14 protein-coding genes and 1 tRNA gene are annotated in these 15,926 nt (G+C 72.6%); 9 read left to right on the top strand and 6 right to left on the bottom strand.

The window, feature by feature from the left end; all coding sequences use genetic code 11:
* Window positions 1-63: 63 nt before the first annotated feature.
* Entirely contained in the window at window positions 64-375 is a 312-nt protein-coding gene (locus E1286_RS02960; protein ID WP_132608712.1) for a YtxH domain-containing protein, read from the bottom strand.
* Window positions 376-501: 126 nt separating this feature from the next.
* Between E1286_RS02960 and E1286_RS02955 the strand changes: the two genes are divergently transcribed.
* The 3 genes from E1286_RS02955 to E1286_RS02945 all read left to right on the top strand — a co-directional run bounded on the left by E1286_RS02955 (window position 502) and on the right by E1286_RS02945 (window position 3,017).
* A tRNA-Asn gene (locus tag E1286_RS02955) sits at window positions 502-573 on the top strand.
* A gap of 416 nt (window positions 574-989) precedes the next feature.
* Entirely contained in the window at window positions 990-2,120 is a 1,131-nt protein-coding gene (locus E1286_RS02950; protein WP_246074364.1) for a nitric oxide synthase oxygenase, read from the top strand.
* 123 nt (window positions 2,121-2,243) lie between these two features.
* Entirely contained in the window at window positions 2,244-3,017 is a 774-nt protein-coding gene (locus tag E1286_RS02945) for an enoyl-CoA hydratase-related protein (RefSeq protein WP_132608711.1), read from the top strand.
* Between the two features lie 5 nt (window positions 3,018-3,022).
* Here E1286_RS02945 and galK read toward each other — a convergent pair whose 3' ends face one another.
* The gene (gene galK, locus E1286_RS02940; RefSeq protein ID WP_132608710.1) at window positions 3,023-4,141 is read right to left on the bottom strand and encodes a galactokinase; all 1,119 of its coding nucleotides are present in this window, start codon (window positions 4,139-4,141) and stop codon (window positions 3,023-3,025) included.
* Window positions 4,142-4,184: 43 nt separating this feature from the next.
* Between galK and E1286_RS02935 the strand changes: the two genes are divergently transcribed.
* Window positions 4,185-5,024: a 1-aminocyclopropane-1-carboxylate deaminase/D-cysteine desulfhydrase gene (locus E1286_RS02935; RefSeq protein ID WP_132608709.1), complete on the top strand. Its 840-nt coding sequence runs from the start codon at window positions 4,185-4,187 to the stop codon at window positions 5,022-5,024.
* Here the strand turns inward: E1286_RS02935 and E1286_RS02930 are convergent.
* The 3 genes from E1286_RS02930 to E1286_RS02920 form a co-directional block, all read right to left on the bottom strand.
* Entirely contained in the window at window positions 4,958-5,629 is a 672-nt protein-coding gene (locus E1286_RS02930; protein WP_223189496.1) for a DUF6766 family protein, read from the bottom strand. The two genes, E1286_RS02935 and E1286_RS02930, sit on opposite strands and share 67 nt — an antisense overlap.
* 79 nt (window positions 5,630-5,708) lie before the next feature.
* Entirely contained in the window at window positions 5,709-6,089 is a 381-nt protein-coding gene (locus tag E1286_RS02925; RefSeq protein WP_132608708.1) for a hypothetical protein, read from the bottom strand.
* Window positions 6,090-6,150: 61 nt separating this feature from the next.
* Window positions 6,151-6,696 carry a hypothetical protein gene (locus E1286_RS02920; protein ID WP_132608707.1) on the bottom strand — a complete coding sequence of 182 codons (546 nt, stop codon included), beginning with the start codon at window positions 6,694-6,696 and terminating at the stop codon, window positions 6,151-6,153.
* Between the two features lie 122 nt (window positions 6,697-6,818).
* Here E1286_RS02920 and E1286_RS02915 point away from each other — a divergent pair, with 122 nt between their 5' ends.
* The 4 genes from E1286_RS02915 to E1286_RS51135 all read left to right on the top strand — a co-directional run bounded on the left by E1286_RS02915 (window position 6,819) and on the right by E1286_RS51135 (window position 12,452).
* Entirely contained in the window at window positions 6,819-8,987 is a 2,169-nt protein-coding gene (locus E1286_RS02915) for a tetratricopeptide repeat protein (RefSeq protein WP_132608706.1), read from the top strand.
* Between the two features lie 68 nt (window positions 8,988-9,055).
* Window positions 9,056-9,772, top strand: a complete 717-nt coding sequence (locus tag E1286_RS02910) for a TetR/AcrR family transcriptional regulator (RefSeq protein ID WP_165969540.1) — start codon at window positions 9,056-9,058, stop codon at window positions 9,770-9,772.
* On the top strand, window positions 9,769-12,261 hold the full coding sequence (locus E1286_RS02905) for a PEP/pyruvate-binding domain-containing protein (RefSeq protein WP_132608704.1): 2,493 nt from the start codon (window positions 9,769-9,771) through the stop codon (window positions 12,259-12,261). Before E1286_RS02910 ends, E1286_RS02905 begins: the two co-directional genes overlap by 4 nt.
* Before the next feature lie 56 nt (window positions 12,262-12,317).
* Window positions 12,318-12,452 carry a hypothetical protein gene (locus E1286_RS51135; RefSeq protein WP_281282614.1) on the top strand — a complete coding sequence of 45 codons (135 nt, stop codon included), beginning with the start codon at window positions 12,318-12,320 and terminating at the stop codon, window positions 12,450-12,452.
* A gap of 117 nt (window positions 12,453-12,569) precedes the next feature.
* Here E1286_RS51135 and E1286_RS02900 read toward each other — a convergent pair whose 3' ends face one another.
* A complete protein-coding gene (locus E1286_RS02900) occupies window positions 12,570-13,361 on the bottom strand; it encodes an intradiol ring-cleavage dioxygenase (protein ID WP_132608703.1) in 792 nt (263 codons plus the stop codon).
* Window positions 13,362-13,743: 382 nt separating this feature from the next.
* On the opposite strand from E1286_RS02900, the gene E1286_RS02895 reads away from it, so the two are divergent.
* Window positions 13,744-15,882, top strand: coding sequence for an ATP-binding protein (locus E1286_RS02895; protein ID WP_132608702.1), 2,139 nt, complete (start codon window positions 13,744-13,746; stop codon window positions 15,880-15,882).
* The last annotated feature ends 44 nt before the right edge of the window (window positions 15,883-15,926 follow it).

The raw sequence follows: 15,926 nt of genomic DNA, 5'->3' as shown, positions 1-15,926 counted from the left end.
TGGTGCGTCGAGACAGCAGGCGCGGCGAGGCATGGGGCGTGCGGCCCCATGCCTCGTTCGCCGTCAGTACGGGATGCCGCTCTCGCGGGCCTTCTTGTCCGCGAGGTCCTCGTCGGGCCAGCCGGTGCCGGTGTCGTGCTCATGAGATCCGAGGAACGGGATGCGCTGCTGCAGCGTGTCACCCATCTTCGTGCGGGCCATCCCCGCCAGCTTCGACGCCTGCGCGCCCATCACCCCGGCCATCTCCTGCACCCGCGGGTTGTCGGCGACGCGCTGGGCCGACCGCCTGATCTGCTCGTACCGTTCGCGTCCGGCGCGGCTGCCGAGCACATAGCCGACCGCCATACCAACAGCGAATGTCATTCGATAACGCATATTGCACCTCCGCTGTCTCCGGGCCTACCCCGCTCACGATGCGACACGCACTCCAGGAGTGCGCTAATCTATTCCTGCGCGCCACGCAGGGGCCACAAGGCCCCGGCGAAGTGCGCAAACGATCGATCCCGCGTAGCTCAACGGCAGAGCAGCCGGCTGTTAACCGGCAGGTTATAGGTTCGAGTCCTATCGCGGGAGCTCAAGATCACAGCTCAGGCCCCTGTCCTAGATCAAGGACGAGGGGCCTGAGTCGTTCCGGGAGCCACTACCCGGTCTCGTCTCCGTCGCCGAAGACATCGTCCATGGCCTCAGCTCCACGAGCGATGACCGGCCTGTTCTCCGTCATGGTCGGGGTCGTGGAACGTCAAGCAACGTTGAGGTCAAGGGCGGCGGGTCTGTCCGGGTTTCACGCTATGTAGCGTGCTCATCACATGATTTCGGGATTTCCGGGACAACGCGGGGTGTGGCAGGGAAAGATGAGGGCGCCGGTTCTTCGTGGGCCGGAGCCGCGGGAATGTCGTGATGGTGGCGAGGAGAGGGCGCCGCCAGCCAGGACGTGTCGCCGACCCGGAATCGGCGGGGCGATCCGATGACGGAGAAGTGCTGGTTGCCGCGTGCCTACCTGGATCAGGTCCCTGCGTCCCTTCGAGATGCCCACCGCCCACGCGGTGGCCGAGCGCACCACCGAACTCCGCGAGGCGGAGCGCTTCATCAGGCTCTTCCACGCCGAGAACCCCTCCGTTGGAGGACTGCACGCCCGCCTGCGCGACATCGCCAGGGACATTGCCCGCTACGGGACATACACCCATACCTACGAGGAGCTCGAGTTCGGCGCCCGCGTGGCCTGGCGCAACAGCAGCCGGTGCATCGGCCGGCTGTACTGGCGTTCGCTGAGGGTCCGCGACCGGCGGCAGGTGAGCGCGGCCGAGGGCGTGGCCCTGGAATGCGTGGCCCACCTGCGCGAGGCCACCGGAACGGGCAAGATCCGGCCCACGATCACCGTCATGGCGCCGGACGCCCCGTCCCTGCCCGCCCCGCGCATCCTGAACGACCAGCTCATCCGCTACGCCGGATACCGCACCGAGGAGGGCGTCGTGGGCGACCCGCGCAACGTCGAGCTCACCGAGACCGCCCGGGCGATGGGGTGGCGCGGCAGGGGCGGCCGGTTCGACGTGCTGCCCGTCATCATCCAGCCGGCCCTCGGTGAGCCGTTGCTGTGCCACCTGCCGGGCGACGCCGTCCTGGAGGTGCCGCTGACGCACCCGGAGTACGCGTGGTTCGAGGAGCTAGGGCTGCGCTGGCACGCCGTTCCGGCTATTTCGGATATGTGCCTGGAGATCGGTGGCATCTGCTACCCCTGCGCGCCCTTCAACGGCTGGTACATGGGCACCGAGATCGGCGCCCGCAACCTCGCCGACATGGACCGTTACGACCAGCTCAGAACGGTGGCGCAGCGGCTCGGCCTGGACGCCTCCACCGAGCGCACGCTCTGGCGCGACCACGCCCTGGTCGAGCTGAACGTGGCCGTGCTGCACTCGTTCGAGCAGGCGGGGGTCACGATCACCGACCACCACACCGAGTCGCGCCGCTTCCTCGCCCACCTGTCGAAGGAGGAGAAGGCCGGGCGGGTGTGCCCGGCGGACTGGTCGTGGATCGTGCCACCCCTGTCGGGCGGCGCCACGCCCGTCTTCCACCGCTACTACGACACCCGCGTACTGAGCCCCAACTTCGTCCACCGCCATTAGCCGCTCGCGCGGGGGCGGCCCGCCCAGGTCGCGGACGTCGTGGCAGCCGTCCCACGCGGCTCCCGGGCCAAGGGGTCACCGTGTCCTTGCCTTCCCGGGCTAGAACATGATTCGGTTGACGGTATGGCGGAACTCGTGCTTTCGACGCTCGACCAGGGCGTGCTCACGCTGACCTTCAACCGTCCCGAGACCCTCAACGCCTGGACCGGCGCGATGGGGCGGCGCTACTTCGACCTCCTGGCCGAGGCCGAGGGCGACCCCGCGGTGCGGGCGGTGGTGGTGACCGGCGCGGGCAAGGGGTTCTGCTCCGGCGCCGACTTCAAGACCCTCACCGCCATCCAGTCCGGCTCGTACGAGGAGGTCCCCGACCCGCGGCCGAACACGTTCCCCACGACCATCGGCAAGCCGATCATCGCCGCCGTCAACGGCGCCTGCGCCGGCCTGGGCCTGGTGCACGCCCTCATGTGCGACCTCGTCTTCACGGCCGAGGAGGCCAAGTGGACGACGGCCTTCGCGCGCCGGGGCCTGATCGCCGAGTACGGGCTGTCCTGGGTGCTGCCCCGCCTCGTGGGCCCGCAGCGGGCCATGGACGTGCTGCTGTCGGGCCGGACGTTCACCGGGCGGGAGGCGTACGAGATGGGTCTGGCCAACCGGGCCGTGCCGGGGGAGTCACTGCTCGCGCGGGCGCAGGAGTACGCCGGGGAGCTGGCCGTGCACAGCTCCCCGGCGTCGATGGCGGTGATCAAGCGGCAGGTCTGGCACGACTGGGACGTCACCCTCGAAGAGTCGGCCAAGGCGGCCACCCAGGAGATGGCCGCGTCGTTCAAGCGGCCGGACTTCCAGGAGGGCGTCGCCAGCTTCCTGGAGCGCCGCCCGCCGAACTTCCCGCCCCGGTAGCCGGGTCAGACCACCTCGACGCGGCGGGCGCCCGCCGCCGGGGTGGCGGGCAGGAAGCGCGGGGCGCGGAAGCCCCGTTCCTCGTACGCCTTCGACACCGATTCCTTGACGCCGTCGAGGCGGTCGACCGGCACCAGCGCGATGGCCGAGCCGCCGAAGCCGCCGCCGGTCATCCGCGCGCCCCGCGCCCCGCCCCTGATCGCCGCCTCCACCGCCACGTCGAGCTCGGGGGCGGAGACCTCGTACTGGTCGCGCAGCGACAGGTGGGAGGCGTTGAGCAGGGCGCCGATCTCGGTGACGGCGCCCGCCCGCAGCAGGCCGATGAGGGCCTCGACGCGGTGGTTCTCGGTGACGACGTGCATGACGCGCTTGCGCTCGTCGCCCTGGAGCCGGTCCAGTGCCGCCGCCAGGTCGGTGACGTCGCGCAGGGCGGCGACGCCGAGCTTGCGGGCGGCCGACTCGCACTCGGCGCGGCGCTTGGCGTACTCGCCGCCCGCGTGCTCGTGGTGCACCTGCGTGTCGATGATCAGCATGCTCAGGCCGTGGGCGGCCAGGTCGAGCGAGATCGTACGGGAGGCGAGCGAGCGGCAGTCGAGGAAGAGCGCGTGGCCCTCCTCGCACAGCGCCGAGGCGGCCTGGTCCATGATGCCGCAGGGCATGCCGACGAAGTCGTTCTCGGCCTTCTGGCTGAGCAGGGCGAGCTCCATGGGCGTCCTGCCGAGGTCGAGCGCGTCGTTGAGCGCCGAGGCGACGGCCACTTCGAGGGCGGCGCTGGAGCTGAGGCCGGCGCCCTGCGGCACGTCGCCGTCGACGGCGATGTCGGCGCCCGCGACGTCGTCACCCATCATGTCGAGCACGCCGACGACGTAACGCGTCCAGCCGGTCGACTGGTCGTGGCTGGTGAAGGTGGCCGGCTCGCCGGGGGACTGCAGGGACAGGACCCGGATGACGCCGTCGCTGCGCGGGGTGACGGCCGCCGTGACGCCCCACGGCACCGCGAACGGCAGCACGAAGCCGTCGTTGTAGTCGGTGTGCTCGCCGATGAGGTTGACCCTGCCGGGTGCGTGCCAGACGGTCTGGGGCGACCCGGCGTAGGCTTCACGAAAAGCTTCAACAACGCGCATAACCCAACACTCCTCAACAGGGACCCGTCCGTAGACTAGCGCCATGGAGGAGCTCCTGGATCCAGGGCTCGGGCGGGTCCGGGTGTTCCTGATGCACGACGACAACAAGCCGCGCAAGCTCAAGTACAACCTGGGGCATCGCAGGCTGCTGACGTTCGGTGGCGCGTACTCCAACCACATCAGGGCCGTCGCCGAGGCAGGGGCGCGCCACGGCATCGAGACCGTCGGCGTCATCCGCGGCGAGGAGCACCTGCCGCTCAACCCGGTGCTCGCCCGCGCGGCGGCCTGCGGCATGACGCTGACCTACCTCGACCGGGCCGCCTACCGCCGCAAGCACACCGAGGAGGTGCGGGCCGCGCTGCGCGCCCGCTGGGGCGCCGACATCGCGATCCTGCCCGAGGGCGGGAGCAACGCCGCCGCCGTGCGCGGCTGCGCCGAGCTGCCGGGGGAGATCCCGATCGGGTACGACGTCGTCTGCTGCCCGGTCGGCACCGGCGGGACGCTGGCCGGCATCGCGGCCGGGCTGCCGGAGGGCAGACGGGCCCTCGGCTTCGCGGTGCTGAAGGGAGCCGGGTTCCTGGAGGGCGAGGTGGCCAGGCTGCAGCGGGAGGCGTACGGGCGTACGTGGTCGAACTGGGCGGTCAACCTGGACTACCACTTCGGCGGCTACGCCAAGTCGACACCGGCCTTGGACGCATTTATCGCGAAATATCGTGTGGAAGGGGTGTATGTGGCGAAGATGCTCTACGGCATCGTCGACCTCGCCCGCCGCGGCGCCTTCGCTCCCGGCACGCGCGTCGTCGCCGTGGTCACCGGTCAGCCCTCGACCCCGGTCGACGTGTGCGCCGCGCCCACCGGCTTCGACTCCGGCGAGCCCCGCTGACGCAGGTAGATCGACAGCACCACCATCGACAGCACGGCCAGCATCTCCGACTGCCAGTTCTGCAGGCTGCGGTTCCAGAACTCCGCGGAGGTCACGTACGTCCCCCACGAGACCGGGTCGCGCAGGTCGATCAGCCGCTCCGAGTTGTACGCCGCCTGCCCCGCGACCGACTGCGCCAGCCACGACAGCAGGAAGATCGTCCCCATCACGAGCCCCAGCGAGTTGCTGAACAACCACAGCCGCGGCCCCTTGACCCGCGCCCACTTCGGGGAGTCGTCGTCGGCGTAACGCCCGATCTGCTGGCGTTCGTCGGACTCGGCCCCCGCGGCGTGCGGCTCCTTCGACTCCGGCGAGCCCTTCTGCACCAGCCAGACGGTGAGCATGATGAACAGGAAGAACTGCAGGTACTCCGACTGCCAGTTCTCCGCCACGTCGACCGCGTACGACGACGAGGCCACGTACGCGAAGAACGAGATCGGCGTCAGCCCCTGCGCCAGCTGCTGGTCGTTGTACTCGTGCAGGCCCGCCACCGCCTGGCCGCCCACGGTCAGCAGGAACAGCACCAGGAACGCCACCGACAGGGAGTTCTCCCTGAGCCATCTCACAGCCTCGACCATCCCATCGCGAAGAAGCACGCCAGCCCCGCCACGATCACCAGCAGGGTCAGCGTGAACATCACCCGCATCAGTCCTCCACCTCGCAGTCGTAAGGGAGGTCGCGCACCGGCGTGCAGCCTGCAGCCCTGATCCGCCAGCCGTCGCCGAAGCGGTGCAGGAAGAGCGTGTCGCCGGCCAGCCGCACCTGCGCGTCCTCGCCCCACACGCTCACCTCGGTGACCCGGCCGCCGGGGCCGAAGCGCAACTCGCGCAGCGCGTCGGCGCAGCTCTGGCCGGGGTCGGGAAGTTCCTCTGCGGACTCGGGCGCGAGCATCGCGCACGCGGCCTGGGTCTGGCCCGCGGAGAGTGCCGCGTGGAAACGTTCGGCGGCCCGCGCGGGGGATCCGGTGTCGGGGGCGCAGCCGGTGACGGCGAGTGCCGACGCCAGCACGATGAGCGGCAACCTCATGGGGGCGTGCTACCCACTTGCCCCCCATGCATGCCGCACCGCGGTACGGGCGGCGGGACCCTCAGCCGAGTTGGTCGAGCACGGGAGACACCAGCGCGTTCAGCTCGCGGACCAGCACCGTGACCGCGCGGTGGGCGCTCTGCTCGACCTCCTCGTGCGGGCCCTCCGGCTCCGGCGGCAGGTCGTCGAGCGGCAGCGGCGCCTCGACCAGCAGCGACGCGCGCAGGAACGGGCTGCGCGCGAGGTCCTGCTGGGTGGGCTCGACGTACTGGCCGAAGGTCTCCTGCCAGCCCAGCCAGCCGCGGTCGCGCCACCAGGTGCGCGAGCGGCGCAGCTCGTCGGGCAGCGGCGAGACGATGCGGACGCGGGCGTAGAGCGTGCCGTCCCAGGTGTTGCGGTGGCAGGTCGCCTCCAGGACGCGGCGGTCCCACCGGATCAGGCCCGGGTCCAGCGACGGTGGCGTGGCCAGCCGCCAGGCCGCGCAGGCGAACCGCACCGGCGCGATGTCGCCCCACTCGAACTCGTCGAGCTTCTTGCGTACGTGTACGGCGTAGCGCCCGTCACGATCCCTGTCGAACTCCTGGTCGATCCAGAACGCCTTGCCCATGCCCCCTACGCTACGGCGCTCTCGCCCCTGGCCGGGGCAGGTCCGGAGATCTCAGAATGCCCTGTGACAGGCGTCTCATATATGTAGCTTCTTCACATTGATCTATGACTTTGGGGTGAGGAATGGCGTCAGAACAGCTCGACGCGGCCATGGACCACTGGAAGGCGGGAGAGCTCGACGCGGCCGCCGCGCTGTTCCGGCAGATCGCGGCCACCGGCGACCCGGAAGCGTCCCACCTGCTGGCCGGGCTGCTGCAGGAGAGCGGGGACCTGGACGGCGCCGAGGCGGCGCACCGCTCGGTGATCCAGTCGGGCGACCCGGTGTTCGGGCAGCGTTCCGCCATGGCCATGGGGATGCTGTTCATCCAGGCCAAGGAGTGGCCCGCCGCGCACCGGGTGCTCTCGATCGCCTCTGACGGCGCCGACTTCGAGGTGGCCGCGCTGGCCGACACGGCGCTGGTGCTGGTGTGCACCCAGCTGGGCGACACGCCGGGCGCGCAGGCGGCGCTGGAACGGGCCCGCAGGTGCCACAGCCCGTCCGTGGCGGAGCTGGCCGCACGGCTGGAGGTGCCCCGCTTCCCCGACGACCCGGTCCCGGCCCGCGACCTTTACGACACCGCCGAGGACGAGGACGACCTGCGGGCCCTGCTGACGTGCGGCGACCCCGAGGTGGTGTCGCTGGCCGCCCTCCGGCTCCACGGCATGTACGCCGAGCAGGCCCGCTTCGCCGCGGCCCGCGAGGTGTGCGAGCACGCCGTCGCCGTCGGCCACCCCGATCACCGGGCCATGGCCTACCGGCTGCTCGGCGCGGCGCTGGACGAGCTCGGCGAGCACGCCGAGTCGGCCGCCGCCTACCGGGTGGCCGCCGAGGACCCGAGGCCGGAGATCCGGCTGCCCGCGCTCATCGGGCTGGCCGAGGTGTCCGCGCGGCTCGGCGAGGACGCCGAGGCCAAGGCTCTGCTGCGCCGGGTGGTCGCCAGCGGCCACCCGGCGCACGCCGTGCACGCCTGGGCCTGCCTGGCCAGGACGCACGCCGAGGCCGGTGAGACGGACGCCACGCTGGCCTCGGTCTGGGCGGTGCTGGAGGAGGGCGAGCACACGTGGGCGCCGGCCTGCGTCGGCCTGCTCGGACAGCTGCTGGACCGGGACCCGGACGCCCGCGACGAGATCGCGGAGCTGGCCGTGCTCGCCTCCCGGCACCCCGACCGCGACGCCGCGTTCCAGGGCGCGCTGCTGCTGGAGCACGACGCCCTCCATCCGCCGCCCGACGGGCCGGTCGAGGAGCGGGCGCTGCGTGACATCGACGCCGGCCTCCACCGACTCGGGGCCGGTGACGTGGCGGAGGCCAGGCGGTTGCTGCGCCGGGCCGCAGACGCCGGCGCGGCCGTCCAGTCGCCGCGGGCCATGGTGGCGCTGGCCGAGCTGGAGCTCGGCGCGGGGGACCGGGAGCAGGCCGACGAGCTGCTGACGTACGTGGCCGAGGGCGACGACCCGGTGCGGGGCTTCCACGCGGCCTTCCTGCTGCACCTGCTGCGCGAGCCGCACCCCGTGCTGGAGGCGCTGCTCGACCGCCGGCGGCTGGGCCGGGAGGAGGGGCTGGCCCGGCTGCGGGCGGTCGCGGAGCACCACGACGCGGCGGTCTCCGCGATCGGGGCCGCCGTGTACGGGCACGCGCTGGCCGCGGCCGGGTCCGACCTCCCGGTGGCGGTCGCGATGCTCCGGTCGGCGGCGGCCGGCGGGGACCCGCTGGCGCTGTCGTACACGGCGGTGGTCTGCAGGCGCGTGCCCGGCGAGGGGGCCAGGCTGCTGCGGCGGGCCAGGACGGGCGGGCATCCGGTGCTGGCGCACTGGGTGGCCTGCCTCGACGGCGTCGCCGTGCCGGAGACGCGGCGCCCGGAGGGCGGGCGGCGGTCCGCCGGCGAGGCACCCGCCACGCTGCTCGCGATGCACCTGGGCGAGCTGGCCGCGGGCAACGGTGACTTCCCCGAGGCCCTCACCTGGTACCAGCGGGTCATCGACGCGGGCGGCGAGCACGCGGGGCCGGCGGCGGCGCACCTCGGCGCGTTGTGCCACCGGCTGGGGGACCGGGACGGCGCACTGCGCTTCTACGCGCTGGCGCTCGGGCTCACCGAGCAGGAGGACCTGGTGGCCGAGGCCGCCTGCCGCCTGGGCGAGATCCGGTACGAACGCGGCGATCTGGAGCCGGCCAGGCGGCTGCTGGAACGGGCGGTCGCGACCGGCCACCCGGTGTACGCCCACGAGGCCAGAGCCCTGCTGGCCAGAATCCGGTGAACGGAGGGTTGCCGATAATTAAATGACCAAATAGTCTCATCTAGTCAAACAAATGAGAGGTGAGACGTATGGTCAGGGCCGGGCGTCCGCCGCAGGATCCGGCGCGCCAGCGCGAACGCGCGCACCGCATCCTCGACGCCGTGGGCGAGCTGGTGCTGCGCTGGGGCTACGACAAGACCACGATCGACGACGTGGCCAAGCGCGCCGGCGTCGCCAAGGGCACCATCTACCTGCACTGGAGGACCCGCGACGACATCTTCGCCGCGCTGCTGCGCCGTGAGCGGCTGCTCATGCTGGCCGAGGTGCGCGAGAAGGCGCCGGCCACGCTGGGCGAGCTGTTCGGCGAGTTCGCCCGGGCGCTGCTGCGCCGGCCGCTGCTCCAGGCGGTGTTGTCGGGCGACTCCGAGGTGCTCGGCAAGCTGACCCGGCGCAAGTGGCGCGGCGGGCTGCCGCTCGGCGGGGCGTTCGCCGCGTACCTGGCCGAGCTGGTCGAGCACGGCGCGGTGCGCGAGGACCCGGGCGACCATGTGGTGGTCGTCACCTCGATCGTCCACGGGTTCCTCTTCCTGCCCGACGGCATGCCGGAAGAAGTCAGGCCGTCCGGCGACCGGCTGGCGGAGCTGGTGGCCGACACCATCGAGCGGGCGCTGACCACGGGCCGGCCCCTCTCCCGCGACGCCCGGGACGCCGTCGCCCGCGCCACCCTCGGCTTCCTCGACGCCATGGAGGAGACCGCCCACGACAAGCTGGCCGCCTCTCTCGGCGCCAAGGAGGTCGTGCGATGAAGGCCGTGCTCCCGCTGGACGACGCCGCGGCCGACCTCGCGACCGTCGGTGGCAAAGGAGCCTCACTGGCCCGGCTGACCAGGGCCGGGCTGCCGGTTCCGCGCGGCTTCCACGTCACGACGGACGCCTACCGTTCGTTCGTGGCCGGGTTCCGTGACGAGATCCTGCGCGCCGCCGCCTCCGGCCTTCCTGAGCGCATTCCCGGGCTGTTCGCCGCGCGCGACCTGCCCGCCGACCTCGCCGCCGAGATCCAGGCCGCGTACGCCGCGCTCGGCCCGGACGTGCCCGTGGCGGTGCGCTCGTCCGCCACTGCCGAGGACCTGCCCGGCATGTCCTTCGCCGGGCAGCAGGACACCTACCTCAACGTCAGAGGAGACGGCCTGCTCGACGCGGTGCGGCGCTGCTGGGCCTCACTGTGGAACGCCCGCGCCATCGCCTACCGCGACAGGAACGGCGTGCCGCACGACGACGTGGCGCTGGCCGTGGTCGTCCAGGAGCTGGTGGACGCCGACGCGGCCGGCGTCATGTTCACCGCCGACCCGGTCAGTGGCGCCCGCGACAGGATCGTGATCAACGCGTCGTGGGGGCTCGGCGAGTCGGTCGTCGGCGGCCACGTCACCCCCGACACGGTCGTGGTGTCGGGCGGCGCGGTCGTCGAGGCGCGTACCGGCGACAAGACGGTCATGACCGTGCGGACCGCCGGCGGCACCGGGGAGCGGCCCGTCCCCGCCGGGCTGCGCGGCGCGCCGGTGCTCGACGACGCCCAGGCCGTCGAGCTGGCCCGCGTCGGCGCACGCGTCCAGGAGCTGTACGGCACGCCGATGGACATCGAGTGGACCCGCCGCGACGGCGCCTTCGCGCTCGTCCAGGCCCGGCCCGTCACCGCCCTCGAACCGCAGGCCGAGGAGTGGAACGACAGCCTCAAGGGCGACCACCTGTGGAGCGCCGGCAACCTCGGCGAGGCCATCCCCGGCGTGATGACGCCGCTCACGTGGTCGTTCGTGCGCGTCTTCATCGGCGAGGCCATGTCCTCCTCGACGCTGCCCGGCGTCGACCTGGTCGGCAACATCGGCGGCCGCTTCTACATGAACCTCAGCGCCGTCTACACCATCGCCGGCGCGGTCGGCATGCGCAGCAGGATCGGCGCGATCGAGCAGGTCTTCGGCAAGCTGCCGCCCGGCCTCGACGTGCCGCGGGTGGACCTGACCCGTCTGCAGGTCATCAGGCGCGTGACGCCCGTGGCCGTCCGCATGCTGCGCCGCGTCCGACGCCACGCCAAGGGCCTGCACGCCTTCCTGGCCACCGCCCGGCAGACCTTCGAGGACGTGCGCGGGCGCGTCGCGGCCGCCGGCTCCGCCCCCGAGCTGGCCGAATTGTGCGAACGGGAGCTGCTGCCGTACCTCGTCACCGCGAGCCGCATGCTGGAGGCCGCGGGGCGCCAGGGCGGCTCCACCCTGGTCTTCACCCGCGACCGGCTTCGCCGGCTGGTGGGCGACATCGACGCCGAGGCGATGCTGACCGGCGTCAACGGCGACGGCGAGCTGGCCAGCCTGGGGCCGGTGATGGGTCTGGCCCGGCTGTCCCGCGGCGAGATCACCAGGGACGAGTTCGCCCGCGCGTACGGTCACCGCGGCCCGCACGAGTTCGAGGTGTCGATCCCGCGGCCCGGCGAGGACCTGGCATGGATCGACGCCCAGCTCGCGGGCCTGCGCGACATCACGGCCGGCACCGAGGCGCTGCTCGAACGCCAGCGCCGGGCCCGCGAGGAGGCGTGGGCCCGCTTCGCGCGGCGTCACCCCCGCAAGGAGGCGAGGATGCGCGCCCGCGTCCGGCGCTGGAACGCGGTGGTGCGCGACCGGGAGCAGGCGCGCTCCGAGGTCGTCCGGGCGTTCTGGGCGTTGCGGGCGTTCGCCGTGCGGGCGGGCGAGCTGACCGGCCGCGGCGACGACGTCTTCCACCTGTACGTGGAGGAGCTGCTCGCGCTGCTGCGCGGCGACGCGGGCGTGCTGGAGAAGGTGCCGGCCCGGCGGGCGGCGTACGAGCGGTACGCCGCCCTGCCGCCGTACCCGACGCTGATCGTCGGCCGCTTCGACCCGGTGCGCTGGGCGGCCGACCCCGACCGGCGCTCCGACCTCTACGACGCGCGCGGCTCCCGCGTGCCGGTGAGCGACACCGTGACCGGCTTCCCGGGCGCGCCCGGCGTGGTGGAGGGCGTCGCCCGGGTGATCTCCGGCCCGGAGGAGGGCGAACGACTCAAGCCCGGCGAGATCCTGGTGACCACGCTGACGAACGTCGGGTGGACGCCACTGTTCCCGCGGGCCGCGGCCGTCGTGACCGATCTGGGCGCGCCGCTGTCGCACGCCTCGATCGTGGCCAGGGAGCTCGGCATCCCCGCCGTGGTCGGCACCGGCAACGCCACCATGCGCGTCCGCGACGGCGACCTGATCAGGGTGGACGGCGAGCGCGGCACGGTCGAGTTGCTGGGATGAAAAGTCTGCGCCAAGTCCGCGCGTCCGGCGGCCCGCGTGTGATCACTTTGGTGCCCATGATCGAACAGTGGGTTTCTGAGGACGAACGCGAGCTGGAGGCGCGCTGCGCGCGGTTCAGGATCGCCAAGCTGGCGCTGGACCGGGGCGACGCGGAGGAGCACGAAGCCGAGGAGGAGGATTCGGCGGCCTGACCGTGGACGAGGGCGAGCCCGGACACGCACCCGGCTCCCCTGCGCGGTCGGGCGTTCCGCCGGCTCGGCTGTGCCGGGCTCGGGGGCGGTGACCCGCGGGTTCGTGGGCGTCTGGGGTCAGGTCTCGGTGGACAGGGTGATGGCGGCGAGGTAGCCGTCGCCGTCGGGGACGGTCGTCAGGAGCATGCTCTCGTCGAAGTCCTCGTCGGCGGCGTTGAAGACCTTGCGGCCGGTGCGCTGTGCGTACGGCTGGGTCGCCATGACCTTGCGGTTGAGCGTCTCGTCGAACATCAACTGGGTGGTGAGCACCCGCTGGTCGGCGATGTGGACCATGGCGTGGATGTGGATCGTGCGGCCGTGGTACCAGCCAGGCCAGATGGTGGTGAACTCCACGACGCCGTCGGCGTTCGCCACCTGGGCGCCCCGCAGGTAGCGCTTGCGGTCGGCGGGCTTCATGTCGGCGAACTCGCCGTTCTCCAAGGGCTGGAATCCGGCGCTCAGGGGGCCGGCGGTGGACAACGACTCGGCACCGGAGTAGAGCCCGTTCGCGTCGCAGTGCCAGATCTCCACCACCGCGTTCGGCAGCGGCCGGCACGTCCTGCCGTCCTGCACCTTGATCGCCACCCGCAGCCGTACGCCCGGTTTGCCCTCGCGGATGTCGCCGCGGACGAGGTCGGCGTCGAAATAGAACGGGCCCTGGGTGACGGCGGTGGTCATCCGGCACGTACGGGCCTCGGCGAACAGGGCGGTCACGTCGCCGGCCGTGGCCGCCCGCGGTGTGATCGTGGCGACCGACGTCGTGCTCTCCGCCTTGGCGCACGCGGCCAGCAGGCCGCCCAGCCCGAGCGAGCTGATGCCGGTGATCAGCCGCCGCCTGCTGACCCGCTGACCTTCGTGATCGTGTCCCACAGCGCTCCTTCTCCGGGGATCCACGGGGATGCTGCCGATGCTACGAAGACCACGCGTGCGACCACGGGACGAAATACGGGGTGACCTGCGGCTTTGGCCGGATCTTTGTGCGTGATGGCACGTTCGTGGCGTGCCGGGAAAGTGCCGGGAATCGGGGGAGCGGCGATCACGTGGTTCTCAACCCCGCCAACTGGCGCCATGGAGGAGTAAAGTCACTTGGGGTGACAACAGGGCTACCGGCCCCGCGACGCCGCGAACCGGCCGTAACACATACGTGAACGATCTTCCGGTAGTGACTCGTGACTTTCTCCTTTTTCGTGACCGGGCGCCGGGGAATCCGGCAAGCTGCTGTCACGCCGGTAGCCGATGGGTGGCGATCACGATGTCAAGGCAGTGGCCCGCGGGAAACCTCCCTTCGGAGCCGACGAGTCTGGTCGGCCGCCGTGCCGAGCTAGACGAGGTGCGCCAGGCCTGCGGGCGGTCGCGGCTGGTGACGCTCACCGGCGTCGGCGGCGTCGGCAAGTCACGCCTGGCGCTGCGGGCCGCCGCCGACCTGCGCCCGTCGTTCGATGGCGGGGCGTGGCTGGTGGAGCTGGCGCCGCTCGACGACGGCGCGCTGCTGCCCCACCGGATCGCCGAGGCGCTCGGGCTGAGCGACCAGACCACCCGGCCGATGACCCAGGTGCTGGCCGACCACCTGCACGACCGTGACGTGCTGCTCGTCCTCGACACCTGCGAACATCTGGCCCGTGCCTGCTCCCGGACGGTGACGGCGCTGCTCGACGCCGTGCCCGGCCTGCGCGTGCTGGCGACCAGCCGCCGCCCGCTGGAGGCGCCCGGCGAGGTGGTGCAGGCGATCGAGCCGCTGCCGGTCCCGCCCGAGGGCGCCACGGCGCTCGACGGCGACGCGGTACGGCTGCTGGCCGAGCGCGCCGCCGACACCGTCCCCGGCTTCGAGCCGGCCGACGACCGGGAGGCCGTCGTACGCCTGTGCCGCAGGCTGGAGGGCATCCCGCTGGCCATCGAGCTGGCCGCGGCCCGGCTGCGTGAGCTGCCGGTCCGGCACCTGGTGGACCGGCTCGACGACCGGTTCGCCGCGCTCGGCGACGACCCTGACGCACCCCACGCGGCCGAACCGCCGTGGCACCGCGCGCTGCGTACCACTGTCGGGTGGAGTCACGAGCTGTGCGAGCCGGCCGAGCGGCTGCTGTGGGCGCGGCTGTCGGTGTTCTCCGGCGACTTCGACGTCGAGGCCGTCCGCGCGGTGTGCGCCGACGAGCGGTTGCCCGAGGCCGGCGTCGGGCTGCTGCTCGACACGCTGGCCGAGGAGTCGATCCTGATGTGGCTGCCGACCGGCGGGAGCGAGCGCTACCGCATGCTCGACACGTTGCGCGAATACGGCGCCGGCCGGCTGCGCGACCTCGGCGAGGAGGAGCTCGCCCGGCGCCGCCACCGCGACCACTACCTGGCGCTGGCCCGCCGCGGCGCCGACGGCTGGCTCGGGCCCGACCAGAGCGCCTGGTACGACCGCATGATCGGCGAGCACGACAACCTGCGTGCCGCCCTGGAGAACGCCCTCGCCGCGAAGGACCCCGTCCCCGCGCTGGAGCTGGCCGGCACCCTGGCCTTCTTCTGGTACGGCTGCGGCTACGTCAAGGAGGGCCGCCACTACCTGGGCCAGGCCCTCTCCCTCGACGCGACGCCCGGCCCGGCCCTCGTGCAGGCGCTGTGGGCCGACGGTCTGCTGGCGGCCACGCAGGGCGACGCCGACAGTGCCGAGACCAGGGCGGCCCAGTGCGAGGCGGCGGCCGACGGCGGCGACGCGTACGCGCGGACGTGCGTCACCGCCCTGCGGGCCCTGGCCGGGGCGATCCGCGGTGACCTGACACAGGTCATGGCCGCGTCCGAGGCCGCCTACCAGGCCCGCCGCGACGGCGGCCTCACCGGCGATCTCACCGGCGATCTCACCGGCGGCCTCACGAACGACCTCACCATCGCCGAGCTGGTGACGCTGCTGTGCCGCGCCCACGCGCTCACCGTCGGCGGGCGCGTCGGCGAGGCCATCGCCGTACTGGAAGACCTGCGCGTGCTCTGCGACGCGCGGGGCGAGCAGTCGATGCGTTCCCACGGCGACCTCATGCGCGGGCAGGCCGAGCTCTGCTCGGGCCGCCCGGACGCGGCCACCGCCCACGGGCAGGCGGCGCTGCGGACGAAGTGGCGGCTGCACGACAGCTTCGGCATCTGCCTGGCCGTCGACCTGCTCGCCCTCGCGGCGGGCGCGGCCGGACAGGCGCTGCGGGTGGCCCGGCTGCTCGGGCTGGCGCAACGGTTGTGGAGCACCCACGGCCAGGCGCAGGCCGGCGTGCCCGCATGGGTGGCCGCCAGGAGGGCGTGCGAGCGGCAGGCCCGCGACGCGCTCGGCGACGACGCCTACCGGGTGGCGTACCGCACCGGGTTCGACGGCGACATCGACGCCGGCATCGCGTACGCGCTCCAGCCGGAGGGCGGCCCGGTGGTCTGAACACGTGGCGGAGGGGGCAGGCGCCGCTGCCCGGCGCCGTCTTT

Source organism: Nonomuraea terrae (genome assembly GCF_004348995.1).
GTDB classification, from domain to species: Bacteria; Actinomycetota; Actinomycetes; order Streptosporangiales; family Streptosporangiaceae; genus Nonomuraea; species Nonomuraea terrae.
This window is presented reverse-complemented; position numbering and strand designations above follow the sequence as displayed.